This is a genomic window from Pyxidicoccus fallax, from assembly GCF_012933655.1.
GTDB classification, from domain to species: domain Bacteria; phylum Myxococcota; class Myxococcia; order Myxococcales; family Myxococcaceae; genus Myxococcus; species Myxococcus fallax.
In genome coordinates this window covers 1-16,898 of sequence record NZ_JABBJJ010000066.1, presented here as the reverse complement: position 1 = coordinate 16,898, position 16,898 = coordinate 1, and the positions used below count along the sequence as shown (strand labels likewise).

The 16,898-nt window shown below is 72.5% G+C and carries 7 protein-coding genes; all 7 read left to right on the top strand.

Annotated features, from left to right (window positions below; all coding sequences use genetic code 11):
* Positions 1-3 precede the first annotated feature (3 nt).
* Positions 4-11,646, top strand: a complete 11,643-nt coding sequence (locus HG543_RS16245) for a type I polyketide synthase (protein WP_169345685.1) — start codon at positions 4-6, stop codon at positions 11,644-11,646.
* A gap of 32 nt (positions 11,647-11,678) precedes the next feature.
* A complete protein-coding gene (locus HG543_RS16240) occupies positions 11,679-12,839 on the top strand; it encodes an acyl-CoA dehydrogenase family protein (protein ID WP_169345684.1) in 1,161 nt (386 codons plus the stop codon).
* A 183-nt stretch (positions 12,840-13,022) separates the two neighbouring features.
* Entirely contained in the window at positions 13,023-13,544 is a 522-nt protein-coding gene (locus HG543_RS16235; RefSeq protein WP_169345683.1) for a hypothetical protein, read from the top strand.
* A gap of 73 nt (positions 13,545-13,617) precedes the next feature.
* On the top strand, positions 13,618-15,006 hold the full coding sequence (gene miaB, locus HG543_RS16230) for a tRNA (N6-isopentenyl adenosine(37)-C2)-methylthiotransferase MiaB (RefSeq protein WP_169345682.1): 1,389 nt from the start codon (positions 13,618-13,620) through the stop codon (positions 15,004-15,006).
* 44 nt (positions 15,007-15,050) lie between these two features.
* The gene (locus tag HG543_RS16225; protein WP_169345681.1) at positions 15,051-15,566 is read left to right on the top strand and encodes a gamma carbonic anhydrase family protein; all 516 of its coding nucleotides are present in this window, start codon (positions 15,051-15,053) and stop codon (positions 15,564-15,566) included.
* 38 nt (positions 15,567-15,604) lie between these two features.
* Positions 15,605-16,075, top strand: a complete 471-nt coding sequence (locus HG543_RS16220; protein WP_169345680.1) for a Crp/Fnr family transcriptional regulator — start codon at positions 15,605-15,607, stop codon at positions 16,073-16,075.
* Positions 16,076-16,102: 27 nt separating this feature from the next.
* Positions 16,103-16,898 (top strand): hypothetical protein (locus HG543_RS16215; protein WP_169345679.1); only part of this gene is annotated, 796 nt, incomplete at its 3' end.

Here is a 16,898-nt window from a genome sequence, read left to right as displayed (position 1 = left end):
TCGATGACGACGCAACGTGAGACCATGCTGTTGGAGCGCCTGCGCGAGGCCGCGCAGGTCCTTCGCGAGACCCGAGCCGAGCTCGACACGCTGGAGCAGGAGCAGACCGAGCCCATCGCCATCGTCGGTATGGGCTGCCGCTTCCCCGGCGGCGCCAACACGCCGGAGTCCTTCTGGGAGCTGCTCGACTCCGGCCGCGACGCCGTCACGTCGCTGGAGCCGCGCTGGTCGCTGGTCGGCGTCCAGCCGGGCGACGACATGCCTCGCTGGGCGGGGCTGCTGACCGAGCCGGTGGACCGCTTCGACGCGGCCTTCTTCGGCATCTCGCCGCGTGAGGCGCGGCCGCTCGACCCGCAGCACCGCCTGCTGCTGGAGGTGACCTGGGAAGCGCTGGAGCACGCCCGCGTCCCGCCCATGTCCCTGGACGGAAGCCGCACCGGCGTCTTCGTCGGCGCCAACTCCTCCGAGTACCTCTTCAGCACCGTCGGGCCGCAGCCCCGCGAGGAGCGCGACGCATACAGCACCACCGGCAACATGCTCAGCGTCGCCGCCGGCCGCCTGGCCTACACGCTGGGACTGCGCGGCGCGTGCCTCACCGTCGACACCGCCTGCTCGTCGTCGCTGGTCGCCGTCCACCTCGCGTGCCGCAGCCTGCGCTCGCGCGAGAGCGACCTGGCGCTGGCGGCGGGCGTCAACATCCTCCTGTCGCCCGACTCGATGGACGCCATGGCGCGCACCCAGGCGCTGTCGCCGGACGGGCGGTGCCGGACCTTCGACGCCTCGGCCAATGGCTACGTCCGAGGCGAGGGCTGCGGCGTGGTCGTCCTCAAGCGCCTGAGCGACGCCCAGCGCGATGGGGACCCGATCCTCGCGCTGATTCGCGGCTCGGCCATCAACCAGGATGGCCGCTCGACGGGACTGACGGCGCCCAACGTACTCGCGCAGGAGGCGCTGGTGCGCGAGGCGCTGAAGAATGCCCGGGCGGAGGCCTCGGACATCGGCTACGTGGAGACCCACGGCACGGGCACGTCGCTGGGTGACCCCATCGAGGTCGAGGCGCTTCGCGCGGTGCTGGGCCCCGTCCGCGCGGATGGAAGCCACTGCGTGCTGGGCGCGCTGAAGACCAACATCGGCCACCTGGAGGGCGCGGCCGGCGTGGCGGGCGTCATCAAGGCCGTGCTGTCGCTCCGCAACGAGCGCATCCCGAGGAACCTCAACTTCCGCACGCTCAACCCGCGCATCCGCCTGGAGGGGACGGCGCTGGCGCTGGCGACGGAGAACCAGCCCTGGCCGAGGACGGAGCGGCCGCGCCTGGCGGGCGTGAGCTCGTTCGGCATCAGCGGGACCAATGCCCACGTGGTGCTGGAGGAGGCGCCCGCGGCTCCGGCCATGGCGGCGGCCCCAGGGCGCTCGGCGGAGCTGCTCGTGCTCTCCGGCAAGAGCGCGGCGGCGCTGGATGCGCAGGCCGCGAAGCTGCGCGCTCACCTCGACGCCCATCCGGAGCAGGGGCTGTCGGACGTGGCCTTCAGCCTGGCGACCACGCGCAGCACCATGGAGCACCGGCTGACGCTGGTGTCGGGCTCGCGCGAGGAGCTGCTCAAGGCGCTCGACGTGGCGGCGCAGGGGCAGACGCCGGCCCGCGCGGTGCGTGGCCGCGCGGCTTCGTCCGTGGCGCCCAAGGTGGTGTTCGTCTTCCCGGGCCAGGGCTCGCAGTGGCTGGGCATGGGCCGCAAGCTGCTGGCCGAGGAGCCCGTCTTCCGCGAGGCGCTGGAGGCGTGTGACAAGGCCATCCAGGCGGAGGCCGGCTGGTCCCTGCTCGCGGAGCTCCAGGCCGAGGAGGCCGCGTCGAACCTCGGCCGCATCGACGTGGTGCAGCCGGCGCTCTTCGCGATGTCCGTCGCGCTCACGGCGCTGTGGCGCGCGTGGGGCGTGGAGCCGGACGCGGTGGTCGGCCACAGCATGGGCGAGGTCGCCGCGGCCCACGTCGCGGGCGCGCTGTCGCTGGAAGACGCGGTGGCCATCATCTGCCGCCGCAGCCGTCTCATGCGGCGTCTCAGCGGCCAGGGCGAGATGGCCGTGGTCGAGCTGTCGCACTCGGACGCGGAGGCCGCGCTCGCCGGCTACGAGGGGCGGCTGAGCGTGGCGGTGAGCAACAGCCCGCGATCCACCGTCATCGCGGGTGAGCCCGCGGCCCTGGCCGAGGTGCTGGCCGCGCTGGAGGCGAAGAAGGTCTTCTGCCGCCGCGTGAAGGTGGACGTGGCGAGCCACAGCCCGCAGGTGGAGCCGCTGCGCGACGACCTCCTGGCGGCGCTCTCCGCGCTCCAGCCGCGGCAGGTGGCCATCCCCATGCGCTCGACGGTGACGGGCGCGCGGGTGGCCGGGCCGGAGCTGCTGGCCGGGTACTGGGCGGACAACCTCCGCCAGCCGGTGCGCTTCGCCACCACGGTGCAGGCCCTCCTGGAGGAGGGGCACGGGCTGTTCGTGGAGATGAGCCCGCACCCGGTGCTGGTGCCGGTGATGGAGGAGATGCTCCAGTCGGCCGAGAAGCCGGGTGCGGCGGTCGGCTCGCTGCGCCGTGGGCAGCCGGAGCGTCCGGCGATGCTGGAGAGCCTCGGCGCGCTGTGGGTGCAGGGCCGGGCGCTGGACTGGAAGAAGCTGTTCCCGGAGACGTGCCAGCGCGTGCCGCTGCCGACGTACCCCTGGCAGCGCGAGCGGTACTGGCTCGAACCCCGGCCCGGACAGGCCCGTCCGGCGGCCGTCACCGCGGCGGACTGGTACTACCGCATCGAGTGGCCCGAGGTGGCGCGTGCCGACGCCTCGCCCACCAGCGACGGCCACTGGCTGGTGCTGACGGACGCGGGGACGGATGGGACGTCCGTGGCCGCGGCGCTGAGGTCGCGTGGGCAGTCGTGCACGGTGATGCAGGCCCCGGAGGGAATCGAGGCCGTCACCGAGCAGGCGAATCGCGCCGTCGAGGGCCACGCGGACCTGCGCGGTGTCGTCTACCTGGGCGGCCTGGATGCCCGGGTGGAGGACTCGGCGTCGCCCGGTGAAATCGAGTCGGTGACGCAGAAGGCCGTGGCGCCGGTGGTTGGCCTGCTGAAGGCCTTCGCCTCGCGGCCCGAGCAGCCGCGCCTGTGGGTGGTGACTCGCGGTGGCTGCGCCGTGGGCAGTGAGACGGCGGTCTCGCCCACGCAGGCCGCGCTGTGGGGCATGGGCCGCGTCGCGGCGCTGGAGCACCCCAATAGCTGGGGCGGGCTCATCGACCTGGACCCCGCCGGCAATCCGGCCGACGTGGACTCGGTGGTGACGGAGCTGCTGGCGCCGGACTCGGAGGACCAGCTCGCCTTCCGCGGTGGGCGTCGGCATGCCGCGCGGCTCGTCCGCAGGCCGCCGGAGAAGGAGGCCGCGCCGGTCTCGCTGTCGGCGGAGGGCAGCTACCTCGTGACGGGCGGCCTGGGCGCCGTGGGTCTGCTCGTGGCGCGCTGGCTCGTGGAGCGGGGCGCTCGGCACCTGGTGCTGACCAGCCGGAACGGGCTCCCCGAGCGGGCCACCTGGAGCGAGGAGCAGCCCGCGGACGTGCGGGCCCGCATCACCGCCATCCAGGCGCTGGAAGAGCAGGGCGCGCGGGTGACGGTGAAGGCGGTGGACGCGGCGGATGTGGACGCCATGACCGCGCTCATCTCGGAGATGGACCCCGCGCTGCGCGGAGTCGTGCACGCCGCCGGCATCGGTCCCGCGATTCCGATGCTGGAGACGGGCGAGCGCGAGCTGGAGTCGGTGCTCCGCTCGAAGGTCACGGGTGGCTGGCTGCTGCACCGACTGGTGCGCGAGAAGTCCCTGGACCTGTTCGTGCTGTTCTCGTCCGGCGCGGCGGTGTGGGGTGGCTATGGCCAGGGTGCCTACGCCGCGGCCAACGCCTTCGTGGACGGGCTGGCGTATCACCGCCGCGCTCAGTCGCTGCCGGCGATGAGCATCGCGTGGGGCCTGTGGGCCGACGGTGGCATGGCGAGCGCGGAGTTCCGCGAGCGCATGGACGAGATTGGCGTGCTGCCGATGTCCACCGCGAACGCGCTGACCGCGCTCGAGCAGCTCTGGGCCACCGGCGCCGTGCAGCGCACGGTGACGCGGATGGACTGGACGCGCTTCGCGCCGGTGTACGCGGCCCGTGGGCGGCGCAACCTGCTCAACACCCTCGCCTCCGCGGAGAGCGGCGCGTCGACCTCCGCGTCGGCGGCACCGGCGGAGAAGGTGGAGCGGAGCTTCCGAGGCATGTCCGTCGCGGAGGCCCGCGTGGCCCTGCAGGAGCTCGTGCGCGGGAGCGTGGCTGGGGTGCTCGGCTTCACGGATCCGAACGAGCTGGACGTGGGGCGCGGCTTCCAGGCCCAGGGCCTGGACTCGCTGATGGCGGTGCAGATCCGCAACCGCCTGCAGCAGAGCCTGGGTGTGTCGCTGTCGTCGACGCTGGCCTTCGACCACCCGACGGTGGACCGGCTGGTCAAGCACCTGGTGACGGACGTGCTGCACCTGGAGGACCGGGTGGAGGTGCAGACCTCCCGGACCGTGGCGCACGAGGAGCCCATCGCCATCGTGGGCGCCTCCTGCCGGCTGCCGGGTGGGGCCGAGGACCTGGAGTCGTTCTGGCGGCTCATGACCTCGGGCGCCATCGTCACGGACGAGGCGCCGGCCGAGCGCTGGAAGAAGGAGGATTGGTACGACCCCGACCCGGAGGCGAGCGGCCGTACCTACATGAACAAGGGCGGCTTCCTCCGCGAGGTCCCGGGCCTGGATGCGGCCTTCTTCCGCATCTCGCCCCGCGAGGCCATCGCGCTGGACCCGCAGCACCGGCTGCTGCTGGAGGTGAGCTGGGAGGCGCTGGAGCACGCGGGACTGGACCCGACGAAGCTGCGCGAAAGCCAGACGGGCGTCTTCGCGGGCGTGGGCCCCAACGAGTACGCGTGGCGGCTGCGGGATGACTCGCATGGCCTGTATGGCGCCACCGGCAACCTGGGCAGCGTCGCGGCGGGACGGCTGTCCTTCTTCCTGGGCCTGCATGGCCCGGCCTTCGTCGTGGACACGGCGTGCTCGTCGTCGCTCGTCGCCTTCCACACGGGCTGCCTGAGCCTGCGGATGGGCGAGTGCGAGCAGGCCCTGGTGGCCGGCGTCAACGGGCTGTTCTCGCCGGAGGCCTTCGTGGCGGCGTCGCGCATGCGCGTGCTCGCGCCGGACGGGAAGTGCAAGACCTTCTCCGCCGAGGCCGACGGCTTCGTGCGCGCCGAGGGCTGCGTCGTGATGGTGCTCAAGCGCCTGAGTGACGCGCAGCGCGACGGCGACCGCATCCTGGCGGTGATTCGCGGCACGGCCATCAACCACGACGGCCCCGCGAGCGGACTGACGGTGCCCAGCGGCCCGGCGCAGCAGGCGGTGGAGCGGACCGCGCTGGCGCAGGCCGGGGTGCCTCCGGCCGAGGTCGACTTCGTGGAGTGCCACGGCACCGGGACGGTGCTGGGCGACCCGATTGAAGTGCAGGCGCTGGGCGCGGTGTACGGGCAGGGCCGCCCCTCGGACCGGCCGCTCTGGCTGGGTGCCGTGAAGGCGAACGTCGGACACCTGGAGGCGGCGGCGGGCATGACCGGTCTGCTCAAGACGGTCCTCGCGCTCGGCCATGAGCAGATTCCTCCGCAGCCGGCGTTCGGCGAGCTGAACCCGCACGTGCCGTGGGAGGCCCTGCCGGTGGCCATCCCCCGGCAGGCGGTGCCCTGGCCGAAGGGCGGGCGTCCGCGTCGCGCGGGCGTGAGCGCGTTCGGTCTGAGCGGGACGAACGCGCACGTCATCGTGGAGGAGGCACCGGCGCCGCAGCCCGTGCCGTCCGCGCCGGAGCGCTCGGCGGAGCTGTTCGTGCTGTCGGCCAACAGCCAGGGTGCGCTGGAGGCGCAGGCCGCGCGGCTGGCGGCGCACGTGGAGGCGAACCCGGAGCAGGGCCTGGGCGATGTCGCCTTCAACCTGGCCACGACGCGCGCCGCGATGGAGCAGCGGCTCGCGGTGGTGGCCAGCTCGCGCGAGGGACTGCGCGAGGCGCTGGAGTCCGCCGCGAAGGGGCAGATGCTGGCGGGCGCGGTGCAGGGCCGACTGCCGAGCGGTAGCGTGCCCAAGGTGGTGTTCGTCTTCCCGGGCCAGGGCTCGCAGTGGCTGGGCATGGGCCGCAAGCTCCTGGCGGAAGAGCCCGCCTTCCGCGAGGCGCTGGAGGCCTGCGACAAGGCCATCCAGGCCGAGGCCGGCTGGTCGCTGCTGAAGGAGCTGGCGGCGGACGAGGCGACGTCGCAGCTGGGCCGCATCGACGTGGTGCAGCCGGTGCTCTTCGCGGTGGAGGTGGCGCTGGCGGCGCTGTGGCGCGCGTGGGGCGTGGAGCCCGACGCGGTGGTGGGCCACAGCATGGGCGAGGTGGCGGCGGCGTACGTGGCCGGCGCGCTGTCGCTGGAAGACGCGGTGGCCATCATCTGCCGCCGCAGCGTGCTGCTGCGGCGCATCAGCGGCCAGGGCGAGATGGCCGTGGTGGAGCTGTCGCGCCCCGAGGCGGAAGCAGCGCTGAGCGGCTACGAGGACCGGCTGAGCGTGGCGGTGAGCAACAGCCCGCGCTCGACGGTGATTGCCGGAGACCCGAAGGCGCTGGCCGAGGTGCTGGCGGCGCTGGAGGCGAAGCAGGTCTTCTGCCGGCGCGTGAAGGTGGACGTGGCGAGCCACAGTCCGCAGGTGGAGCCGCTGCGCGAGGATCTGCTGGCGGCGCTGAGCAAGCTGTCGCCGAAGAAGGCAACGGTGGCGATGCGCTCGACGGTGACGGGCGAGCTGGTCAAGGGCGAGGAGCTGTTGGCGAACTACTGGACGGACAACCTCCGCCAGCCGGTGCGCTTCGCGGACGCGGTGCAGGAGCTGCTGAAGGGCGGGCACGGGCTCTTCATCGAGATGAGCCCGCATCCCATCCTGACGACGTCGGTGGAGGAGATGCGGCGCGCGTCCGAGCGCGACGGCGCGGTGGTGGGCTCGCTCCGTCGTGGGCAGGAGGAGCGTGGCGCGCTGCTGGAGGCGCTGGGCGCGCTGTGGACGCAGGGCTACCCGGTGGCGTGGGAGCGGCAGTTCCCGGCCGGTGGCCGTCGCGTGGCGCTGCCGACGTACGCCTGGCAGCGTGAGCGGTACTGGATCGAGACGCCGGACGAGGCGCCCGTGCGCGGCGGCCGCCGTGCTCACGCGGGCGGTCATCCGCTCCTGGGCGAGGGCGTGGCGGTCTCGACGCAGGCGGGCACGCGCCTGTGGGAGACGACCGTGGAGCCGAAGCGCCTGCCGTGGCTCGGAGACCACCGGGTGCAGGGCGCGGTGATCTTCCCGGGGACGGGGTACCTGGAGATGGCGCTGTCGTCCGGGGCCGAGGCCCTGGGTGACGGGCCCATCGAGGTCACCCACGCGGTGTTCGCCGAGGCGCTGGCCTTCCCGGGCGACGCTCCGGTGCCGGTGCAGGTGGTGACCACCGAGGAGCAGCCCGGACGGCTGCGCTTCCAGGTGGCCAGCCAGGTGCCGGGCTCGGACGCCATGTCCTTCCGGGTGCACGCCCGCGCGGCCGTGCGACGCGTCCAGGACGCCGAGGCTCCGGAGACGCTGGACGTGGAAGCACTCCGCGCCCGGCTCGGAGCCAGCATCCCCGCTGCGACCATCTACGCCGCCCTCAGTGAGCCGGGGCTCGGCTTCGGGCCCGCCTTCCAGGGCCTCACCGAGCTGTGGCCAGGGGAGGGTGAGGCACTGGGCCGGGTGCGGCTGCCCGAGGCGGCCGGCTCGGCGGCGGCGTACCGCATCCATCCGGCACTGCTGGACGCCTGCTTCCAGGCGATGGGCGGCGCCGTCGCGGCCACCACGGAGAAGACCCCGTGGGTGCTCGCGGAGGTGGGCGCGTTGCGGCTGTGGAAGCGTCCGTCGGGTGAGCTGTGGAGCCATGCACGCCTGAGCCCGGGACCCCAGGTCCCCGACCGGCGGAGCGTCGACGTGCGCATCGTGGACGGCACGGGCGCGGTGGTCGCCGAAATCACCGGGCTGGTGGTGCAGCGGCTGGCGCAGACGGCGACCCGGCGCGAGGACGACGACAAGTACCTGGAGCTCGTCTGGGAGCCCTCCGCGATTCCCGCGGCGAAGGCGAAGGCGGGTCGCTGGCTGCTGCTCGGCTCGGGCGGTGGGCTCGGCGTGTCGCTGCGCGGCGCGCTGGAGGCCGCGGGCCACGCGGTCGTCCACCAGACCGGAGACCTGAAGCTGGCCGAGGCCTTCGACGGGAAGGCCCCGACGGCCGTGGTGCACCTGGGGAGCCTCGACGTGGGCTCCGGGCTCGACGTCGGGACGGTCGAGGCCGGACTGGTGCGCGGCTATGACAGCGTGCTCGCCACGGTGCATGCCCTGGCGGCCATGGGCGCGAGCAATGCCCCGCGGCTGTGGCTCGTCACCCGGGGAGCGCAGGCGGTCTCCGCGGGCGAGGTCAGCGTGACGCAGTCGCCGCTGCTCGGCCTGGCCCGCACCATCGGCGCGGAGCACGCGGAGCTGCGCTGCGCCCGGGTCGACCTGGATCCGGCGCGGCCCGAGGAGGAGGTCGAAGGGCTCGTGGCCGAGCTCCTCGGCGACGACGCCGAGGAGGAGATTGCCTTCCGCGCCGGGACGCGGCACGTGGCGCGAATCATCCACAAGCCCCTGGAGGAGACGGCCCGGGAGCAGCTCGCGCCCGCGGGCAACCAGCCCTTCCGGCTGGAGAACGACGCGCCCGGTGAGCTGGACCACCTGGTCCTCCGGGCCACGGAGCGGCGCGCGCCGGCTCGGGGCGAGGTCGAACTCGCCGTCGAGGCGGCGGGGCTCGACGCCGTCGACGTCCGCAAGGAGACGGTGGCGAGGGGCGGCGGCTTCGCCGGCCGGGTCGTCGCCGTGGGTGAGGGCGTGGAGGCTCTCGCGGTGGGCCAGGAGGTGGTCGCCGTCGCGCCGTTCAGCCTCGGCACCCACGTCACCGTCGATGCCCGGCGGGTGGCGCCGCGTCCCGCGACGTTGAGCGCCGCCCAGGCCGCGGCGCAGACGTCCGCGTTCCTGACGGCGTGGTACGGCCTCGTCCACCTGGGTCATCTCCGGGCGGGCGAGCGGGTCCTCATCCACGCGGCTTCGGGTGGCGCGGCTCTGGCCGCCGTGCAGGTCGCGCGTCACCTCGGCGCGGAGGTGCTCGCCACCGCGGCCACCGACGCCTGGCGTGCGTGGCTGCGAGAGCAGGGCGTCATGAAGGTGATGGACGCGAACGCCCCGGACCTCGCCGAGCAGGTGCTCGCGGCGACCCAGGGCGAGGGCGCGGACATCGTCCTGTCGGGCGGAGCCACGGGCGCGAGCCTCCCGGCCCTGGCCGCCGATGGCCGCTTCATCGCGCTGGGGGCGACCCCGTCGCTGAGTCCCGCCCTGCTCGAGAAGGGCAGCACCTTCAGCACCGTCGACCTCGGGGGGCTGGCCGAGCGGCGTCCCTCGCGGTTCGCGGCCCTGCTGAAGGAGGTGTCGGAGCTGCTCGCCCAGGGCGTGCTGCGGCCACTGCCGGAGGAGTCCTTCCCCATCTCCCGGGCCGCTGATGCGTTCCGGAAGCTGGAGCAGGGGCACCTCGTGGAGCAGGTGGCGCTCACGCTCGATGATGCATCCGCCCAGGTCCTCGTCCCGGCCCGGCCTCGCGTGCCCATCCGCGCGGACGGCAGCTATCTGGTGACCGGCGGCCTCGGTGGACTGGGGCTCAGCCTAGCCGGCTGGCTGGTGGAGCAGGGCGCGGGGCACCTGGTGTTGGTGGGCCGCTCCGGCGCGGAGAGCCCCGCCCAGCAGGCGGCCGTGGCCGCGCTGAGGGAGAAGGGCGCCCGCGTGACGGTGGCCCGCGCGGACGTGGCGGAGCGCGCGCAGGTCGAGCGCGTCCTCGCCGAGGTGGCCGCGTCGGGGCTGCCGCTGCGCGGAATCATCCACGCGGCGGTCGTGCTCGATGACGGACTGCTGGCGCAGCAGACCCCCGCGCGGATGCGCACGGTCATGGCGCCGAAGGTCCTGGGCTCCCTGCACCTGCACGAGCTGACGCTCGGGACGCCGCTGGACTTCTTCGTCATGTACGCCTCGGCGGCGGGCTTCATGGGCTCGCCGGGTCAGGGCAACTACGCCGCGGCCAACGCCTTCCAGGATGCCCTCGCGCATCACCGCAGGGCGAAGGGCCTCCCGGCGCTGAGCATCGACTGGGGTGCGTTCTCCGACGTGGGTCAGGCCGCGGCGCAGGAGAACCGCGGCGCGCGCTTCGCGTCTCGCGGCATCCGCAGCATGACTCCCGCCGAGGGCCTGTCCGCCCTCGGCCGCCTCATCGAGGCTGACCGCACGCAGACCGCGGTGCTGCCCATCGACGTGCCGAAGTGGGTGGAGTTCTATCCGGCGCTGACGTCCTCGCGCGTGCTGTCACGGCTGCTGGCGGCCCGTCGCGCGGGAGCAAGCCGGCGTGCCGGAGACCCCGCTGTCCTCCAGCGCCTCGCCGCCGCCGAGCCGGAGGCCCGGGTGGAGCTGCTGCACGACGTGCTTCGCGCCCAGGTGGCCCGGGTGCTGCGCCTGCCCGAGGCCCGGGTGGATGTCGACGCTCCGCTCCGGAGCCTGGGCATGGACTCGCTGATGGGCCTGGAGCTGCGCAACCGCATCGAGGCCACGCTGGACGTCGCCACGCCGGCGGCCCTGGGGTGGAGCTACCCGACGGTGCGGGCCATCACGCGCTGGCTGCTCGACGAGGCAGGCCTCGTGAAGGTCGACGCGAACGGCGAGCCGGAGGCCAAGGGCAAGTCGTTCGTCCACGTCATCCGTCCCCGTCCCGTCGTGAAGCCCAGGGCCCGGCTCTTCTGCTTCCACGGCGTGGGCGGCTCCCCCGAGGCCTTCCGCGCCTGGGCGGAGCGGCCGGAGTGGGGTGACGTGGAGGTCGTCGCCCTGTGGCACGACCGCAGCCTCGCTTCCGAGGAGGCTCCGGGCCGGCGCTACGTCCAGGAGGCCGCGGCGCTCATCCAGGGGCTCTCCGACGTGCCGTACGCGCTCGTCGGCATGAGCCTGGGCGTCCGGTACGTCATGGGCGCGGCCGTGGAGCTCGCCACCCGCTCCGGGGCGCCGGATCCGCTGGCCCTGTTCATGGTGGGCGGCAGCGTGGCCCTCCTGCAGTCCGCCGACGACACCATCGTGGGCGAGCTGGCGGCGAAGCTCTTCATGCGCAACGTCGCGGGGTACGCTCGGCCCGCCGAGCAGATCCACTCCGACGGCCGCGCGGACCGGAGCATCGCCGACACCATGGGCCTGGTGCCCGCCGGCTCGGCGGAGCCGCACTCGAAGGTCACCGCGCCCATCGTCGCCATCGCCAGCCCGGACGACTCGCTCGTCAGCCTGCAGCACGTCCAGGCACTGGAGCAGCACACCTCGGGCCGCTTCCGCCTGCACCTGCTCTCCGGAGATCACGACTTCATCGTGGAGCGCAACGCCGAGATCATGCAGCTCGTCGACACGCACCTCCATGAGCTGCTCGCGATGCGGATGGTTCCGGCGGGTGCCGAGGCGGCCGTCAGCGGCCTCAGCCACTCCCACCGCATGTCCCAACCTTGAGGATGGCCGGGCATCACGGCCTCGAAGAAACCATGACCAGTCCAGTCATCACGCAGGTGAAGCAGTTCGTGAAGGAGCGGGTCCTCGGCAACGAGAAGGTGTACGACTCGCTGCCCAACCCGCCGGTGCGCGGCTACACCGAGTTCCAGGACCTGGGGCTCGCCAACTGGTGGGTGCCCAAGGCCTACGGTGGGCACGGCCTCTCGCTCGAGGAGAGCGTCGACATCGTCGAGGAGCTGGCCTACGGCGACGCGGGCCTGGCCTTCACGCTCTTCATCGCCGTCATCGGCTCCAGCGCCGTCTCGCTGTTCGGCAGCCCCGAGCAGAAGGAGCGCTTCCTGCGTCCCATGGGCGAGGCCGGCATCACCTCGGCCACGCTCGGCAGCGAGCGCGTCGCGGGCAGCGAGCTGCTCAACCTCTCGACGACCGCGAAGCGCGCCGGCAACACCTACGTCATCAACGGGGAGAAGTACTTCTCCACCAACGCGGGCTTCGCGGACTGGTGGATGGTCATCGCCAAGGCGCCGGACGAGACGGCCGGCTTCAAGGCGCTGCTGCTGCGCAACCCCAAGTCGCTGCCCGGCGTGAAGGTCGAGCGCCGCTGGCCGGTGATTGGCGTGCGCGGCTCCGCCAACTACCAGGTCAGCTTCCAGGACTGCCGCGTACCGCTGGACGCGGCGCTCGAGCCCAATGGCGTGCGCATCCTGGAGGTGGGGCTGAACCCCAGCCGGACGTTGATCGCCGCGACGGCCATCGGCATCTCCCGGCGGATCCGCGACCTGTGCCTGGAGTACGCGAAGGACAAGGCGCTGAAGGAGGGGACCCTCCTGCGCAACGACGTCTTCGCGGCGAAGCTCGGTCAGATGGAGATGGAGATCGAGGTCATGCGCGGCGCCTGCAAGACGGCCGCGCGGCAGTACGACGCGCTCGCCAACGAGCCGGACGCGATGCTGTCCGCCGGGTCGCTGAAGTCGGTCATCGTCGCGAAGATGATCTGCGGCCAGCTCGGCTGGAAGATCGCCAGCGTGGGCTCGGAGATGTTCGGCGGGCTCGGCTACACCGAGGACTCGCTCATCGGGAAGCTCGTGCGGGACATGCGCTACGTCTCCATCGTCGAGGGCGGTGACGACGTCCTGCGTGACCTCCTCTTCCACCGGCACGTGCTGCCGGGCATGGCGAAGAAGGGCGCCTGAGCGCGGAAAGGGGGCGGGCACGTGGCCCGTGCTCGCCCCTTCCGGGTGTCCGGAGGTCGCACCCGGAGTGTGGAATAGGGATTACTCGCGGGAAAATCCGTGCTTGACGCGCCGGGCCTTCGAGTCCAGGTAGGGCGTACAACCGCGCTTCGTGGCTGTTAGAAGCGGCAGGAACGAACTCCCATGGCACCCTCCCTCTTCGACGACGCTGGCTATCAGGACGTCCCCAACTTCGAGCGCTCCACCCAGTTGGACGCCGCCGACGACCGCACGCTGCGCATGGCGTACCTGCCGGTGGACGGGGCCCTGCTCGACTCCCTGGTCCGCTACCTGCGTACCTACGTCTCCCACGCCGAGGCGGGGAAGGGCACGGAGGCGCTCGTCCGCGCCCACTCCGAGGCCCTGACGGCCTCCGGCCTGGACTCCAAGAAGGCGGAGCAGGGCACCGCCATCCTCCGTGCCTTCAGCGGCCGGCGCTGGGCCGCCCAGAAGCTTCAGGACAAGCTCCGCCAGATCGAGGGCCAGACGGGCGCCACGGTGGAGGAGCTGCGCGAGAAGCTCCGCGAGGAGCTGACGAAGCAGGAGACCGCCACCGAGGCCCTGGCCCGCCGCTACGGCGCGGACACCCTGGCCCTGCTGCGCTCCCGCGAGCCGGAGCTGCTGGACCTCCACACCCGCCTGACGCGCCTGCTCAGTCGGGGATGAGCCGGGCCGTCCGTCGGGTTGCATTCCGGCCCCGGCCATCGCATAAGGGCACGTTCTTCCTCAGGGTTCCCCCATGAAGCGCTACTTCATCCACACCTTCGGCTGCCAGATGAACGTCAACGACTCGCTCCGCATGAGCGAGGTGCTGGCGAAGATGTCCTACGAGCCGACTCCGGTGCCCGACAACGCGGACCTCATCATCCTCAACACCTGCGCCATCCGCGAGAAGGCCGAGGACAAGATGCTGTCCGCCCTGGGCCGCTACAAGCCGGTGAAGGCCAGCCGGGGCGCGCTCATCGGCGTGGGCGGGTGCGTGGCGCAGCAGGAGAAGGACAAGCTCCTCAAGAAGGTGCCGTACCTGGACTTCGTCTTCGGCCCCGACAACATCGCGAAGCTGCCGGACATCATCGGCCGCGTCTCCGAGGACCGCGCGCGCGTGGTGGAGGCCGCCTTCGTCCACTCGGAGGAGTACGTCTTCCCCCGCGCCGACCCGGAGACGTCCCGCGGCAAGGTCACCGAGTTCGTCACGGTGATGAAGGGCTGCGACAACGTCTGCTCGTTCTGCGTCGTCCCCCACACCCGCGGCCGCGAGGTCAGCCGCGCCTTCCCGGATGTGCTCGTGGAAGTCGCCGACCTGGCCAAGGTGGGCGTGCGCGAGGTGACGCTCATCGGCCAGAACGTGAACTCGTACGCGGGCGGCATCTCCTTCGCCCAGCTGCTCCTGCGCACCGCCGAGGTGCCGGGCATCGAGCGCGTGCGCTTCACCACCAGCCACCCGCATGACCTGTCCGACGAGCTGATCGAAGCCTTCCGCACCCAGCCCAAGATTGCTCCGCACTTCCACCTGCCCGTGCAGTGCGGCAGCGACCGCATCCTGAAGATGATGCGCCGCGACTACACCGTGGTGCAGTACCTGGAGCGGCTGGAGAAGCTGCGCGCCGCGCGGCCGGGCATCGCCGTCACCACCGACATCATCGTGGGCTTCCCCGGAGAGACCGAGGAAGAGTTCGAGATGACGATGAAGCTGACCGAGCAGGTCCGCTACGACAACCAGTTCTCCTTCGTCTTCAGCCCCCGTCCCAAGACGGGCGCGGCCCTGCGTGAGAACGAGTGGGGCCCCGTGCCGCACGAGGTGAAGATCGCCCGCCTGGAGCGCCTGCAGAAGCTGCAGCGGAAGATCAGCGGGGAGATCACCGCCGCGCTGGTGGGCTCCGAGGTGGAGGTGCTGGTGGAGGGCCACTCGCGCTACGACGCCACCAAGCGCTTCGGCCGCACGCCGGAGAACCGCACCGTCAACTTCGACGGCGACGCCCCCGCGGGCGCCATCGTCAAGGTGAAGGTGGAGCGCGCCACGCCCAACCAGCTCGCCGGCAACCAGGTGTCCGTGCTGTCGCTGCCCACCGTGGAGCCGCTGCCGGTGGCTCCCGCCGCCTCGCCGTTCCACGTCGTCGCGGAGGCCTGAGTCGTCCGCCTCCGCCGTCCCGTCGTCGCGCAGGAGGTCTACTCATGGCGTTGAGGCCGTTCCGCGGGGGGCTCCCCCGCGTACACCCGAGCTGCTTCGTGGAGGACTCCGCCCAGGTCATCGGCGACGTGGAGCTGGGCGAGGACTCCTCCGTCTGGTTCAACGCCGTGGTGCGCGGGGACGTCAATCCCATCCGCATCGGCCAGCGCACCAACATCCAGGACCTCACCGTCATCCACGTCACCACCGACAAGCACTCCACCCACGTGGGCGATGACGTCACCGTGGGTCACCGCGTCATCCTCCACGGCTGCGTGGTGGGGAACCGGGTGCTCGTCGGCATGGGCGCCATCCTCATGGACGGCGTCGAGGTGGGGGACGAGTGCATCATCGGCGCCGGGGCATTGCTGACACCCGGGACGAAGGTGCCTCCGGGCTCCCTGGTGGTGGGCTCGCCCGCCAAGGTGAAGCGGCCCATCACCGAGGAGGAGCGGGCGTTCCTCCGCAAGTCCGCCGAGGGGTACGTGCAGCTTGCCGCGGAGCACCGCGTCCGCCGGTGACTCGCGGGGTCCCGCGCCCCGTGTTAGGAGTTCCCCGCATGGCTCTCGTGCCCGCGACCACGCTCAAGGCGTGCCCGATCTTCAAGGGGTTCACCGATACCGGCATCCAGATCTTCGCCGGAGTGGCGGTGGCTCGGGCCTTCCCCAAGGGAACCACTCTGTTCGCCGAGGGCAAGACGGGCGAGTCGCTCCTCATCGTCGGCGAGGGCACCGTGCGCCTGAGCGCCAGGAGCGCCTCGGGCGAGGACGTGCCCCTGGGCGAGGTGGGCGCCGGAGAGCCCCTCGGCGAGCTGGCCCTCGTCCAGAAGGGCGAGCGGCTGTGCACCGCCACCGCCGTCACCGACGTGTCCGCCCTGGAGATTCGAGCCTCGGATTTCCAGAAGCTTCTGGCTTCCAAGCCGCAGGCCTGCGTGAAGCTGCTGATGGGCATCGTCAGCTACTTCGGGCAGAAGGCGCGCGACAACCGGGACATGCTGCGCACGCTGGTTGGAAAGGCGCCGGCCGTCTGACGGGGTCGTGCTAGCGTCGGGCACGGAATGCGTGCCCACCTCCTGGCCATCTTCAGCCTGCTCGGAGCTTCCGGGCCCGTGTACGCGCAGACGCGCGCTCCGGCCCCCGTGGCGTCGGCCCCGGCGGAGGACTGGTTCTCCAGCGTGTACACCGCGGCGGGGCTGGAGGTCCGCGCGGATGTCCGCGTCTTCACCCTGTTCGCCCTGCTGAACCGGCTCGGGTACGACGCGGGCCCGCGGTACCGCGAGCACCCGGTGCCCGCATACCGCTACGGCCCGGCCCGCACCCGCGTGCGCGAGGCGCTGGTGACGGCCTCTCCCGCGGTGCTCGCCCGGGCCCAGGCCTTCTTCGACGCCCACCCCGTGCCGCTGGAGGCCTACCTGGCGCGGCTGCTCGGCGGCCCGCAGGCGTCCGGGGCGGCCCGGAGCCTGGACGGACTGGAGGCGCTGCTGGCCCAGGTGGAGGCGGAGTGGCCGGTGGCGGAGCTGCGCGCGGACACCCTGGACCTGTACCGCGCGGAACAGAGGGCCTGGCTGCCAATGTTGGATGCGCCCATTCAACAGGCGGCCCGACTCCTGGGACTGCCGGAAGGCAAGCCCGCCCTGCGAGTGGTGGTTAATCTGCTCGACGCCGAGGGCAGCATCCGGCGGGTGGAGACGGAGCGCGGGTGGGTGTTGGTGGTGGGTCCTGCTACCCAGAGGCCCGAAATGGAGCCGGTGGTCCGGGAGTTCGCACGAGCGGTGCTTTCGTCCCGCATGGGTCCACGCTTGGAGAGTCGGTGGACGGGCGGGGCGGCGGCGCTGCGCGAGGCCCGGGTGGCGG

Excerpts from the sequence above, each read along its gene's own strand:
- HG543_RS16245 (WP_169345685.1), top strand. The coding sequence starts at position 4 with ATGACGACGCAACGTGAGACCATGCTGTTGGAGCGCCTGCGCGAGGCC.
- HG543_RS16240 (WP_169345684.1), top strand. The coding sequence starts at position 11,679 with ATGACCAGTCCAGTCATCACGCAGGTGAAGCAGTTCGTGAAGGAGCGG.
- HG543_RS16235 (WP_169345683.1), top strand. The coding sequence starts at position 13,023 with ATGGCACCCTCCCTCTTCGACGACGCTGGCTATCAGGACGTCCCCAAC.
- miaB (WP_169345682.1), top strand. The coding sequence starts at position 13,618 with ATGAAGCGCTACTTCATCCACACCTTCGGCTGCCAGATGAACGTCAAC.
- HG543_RS16225 (WP_169345681.1), top strand. The coding sequence starts at position 15,051 with ATGGCGTTGAGGCCGTTCCGCGGGGGGCTCCCCCGCGTACACCCGAGC.
- HG543_RS16220 (WP_169345680.1), top strand. The coding sequence starts at position 15,605 with ATGGCTCTCGTGCCCGCGACCACGCTCAAGGCGTGCCCGATCTTCAAG.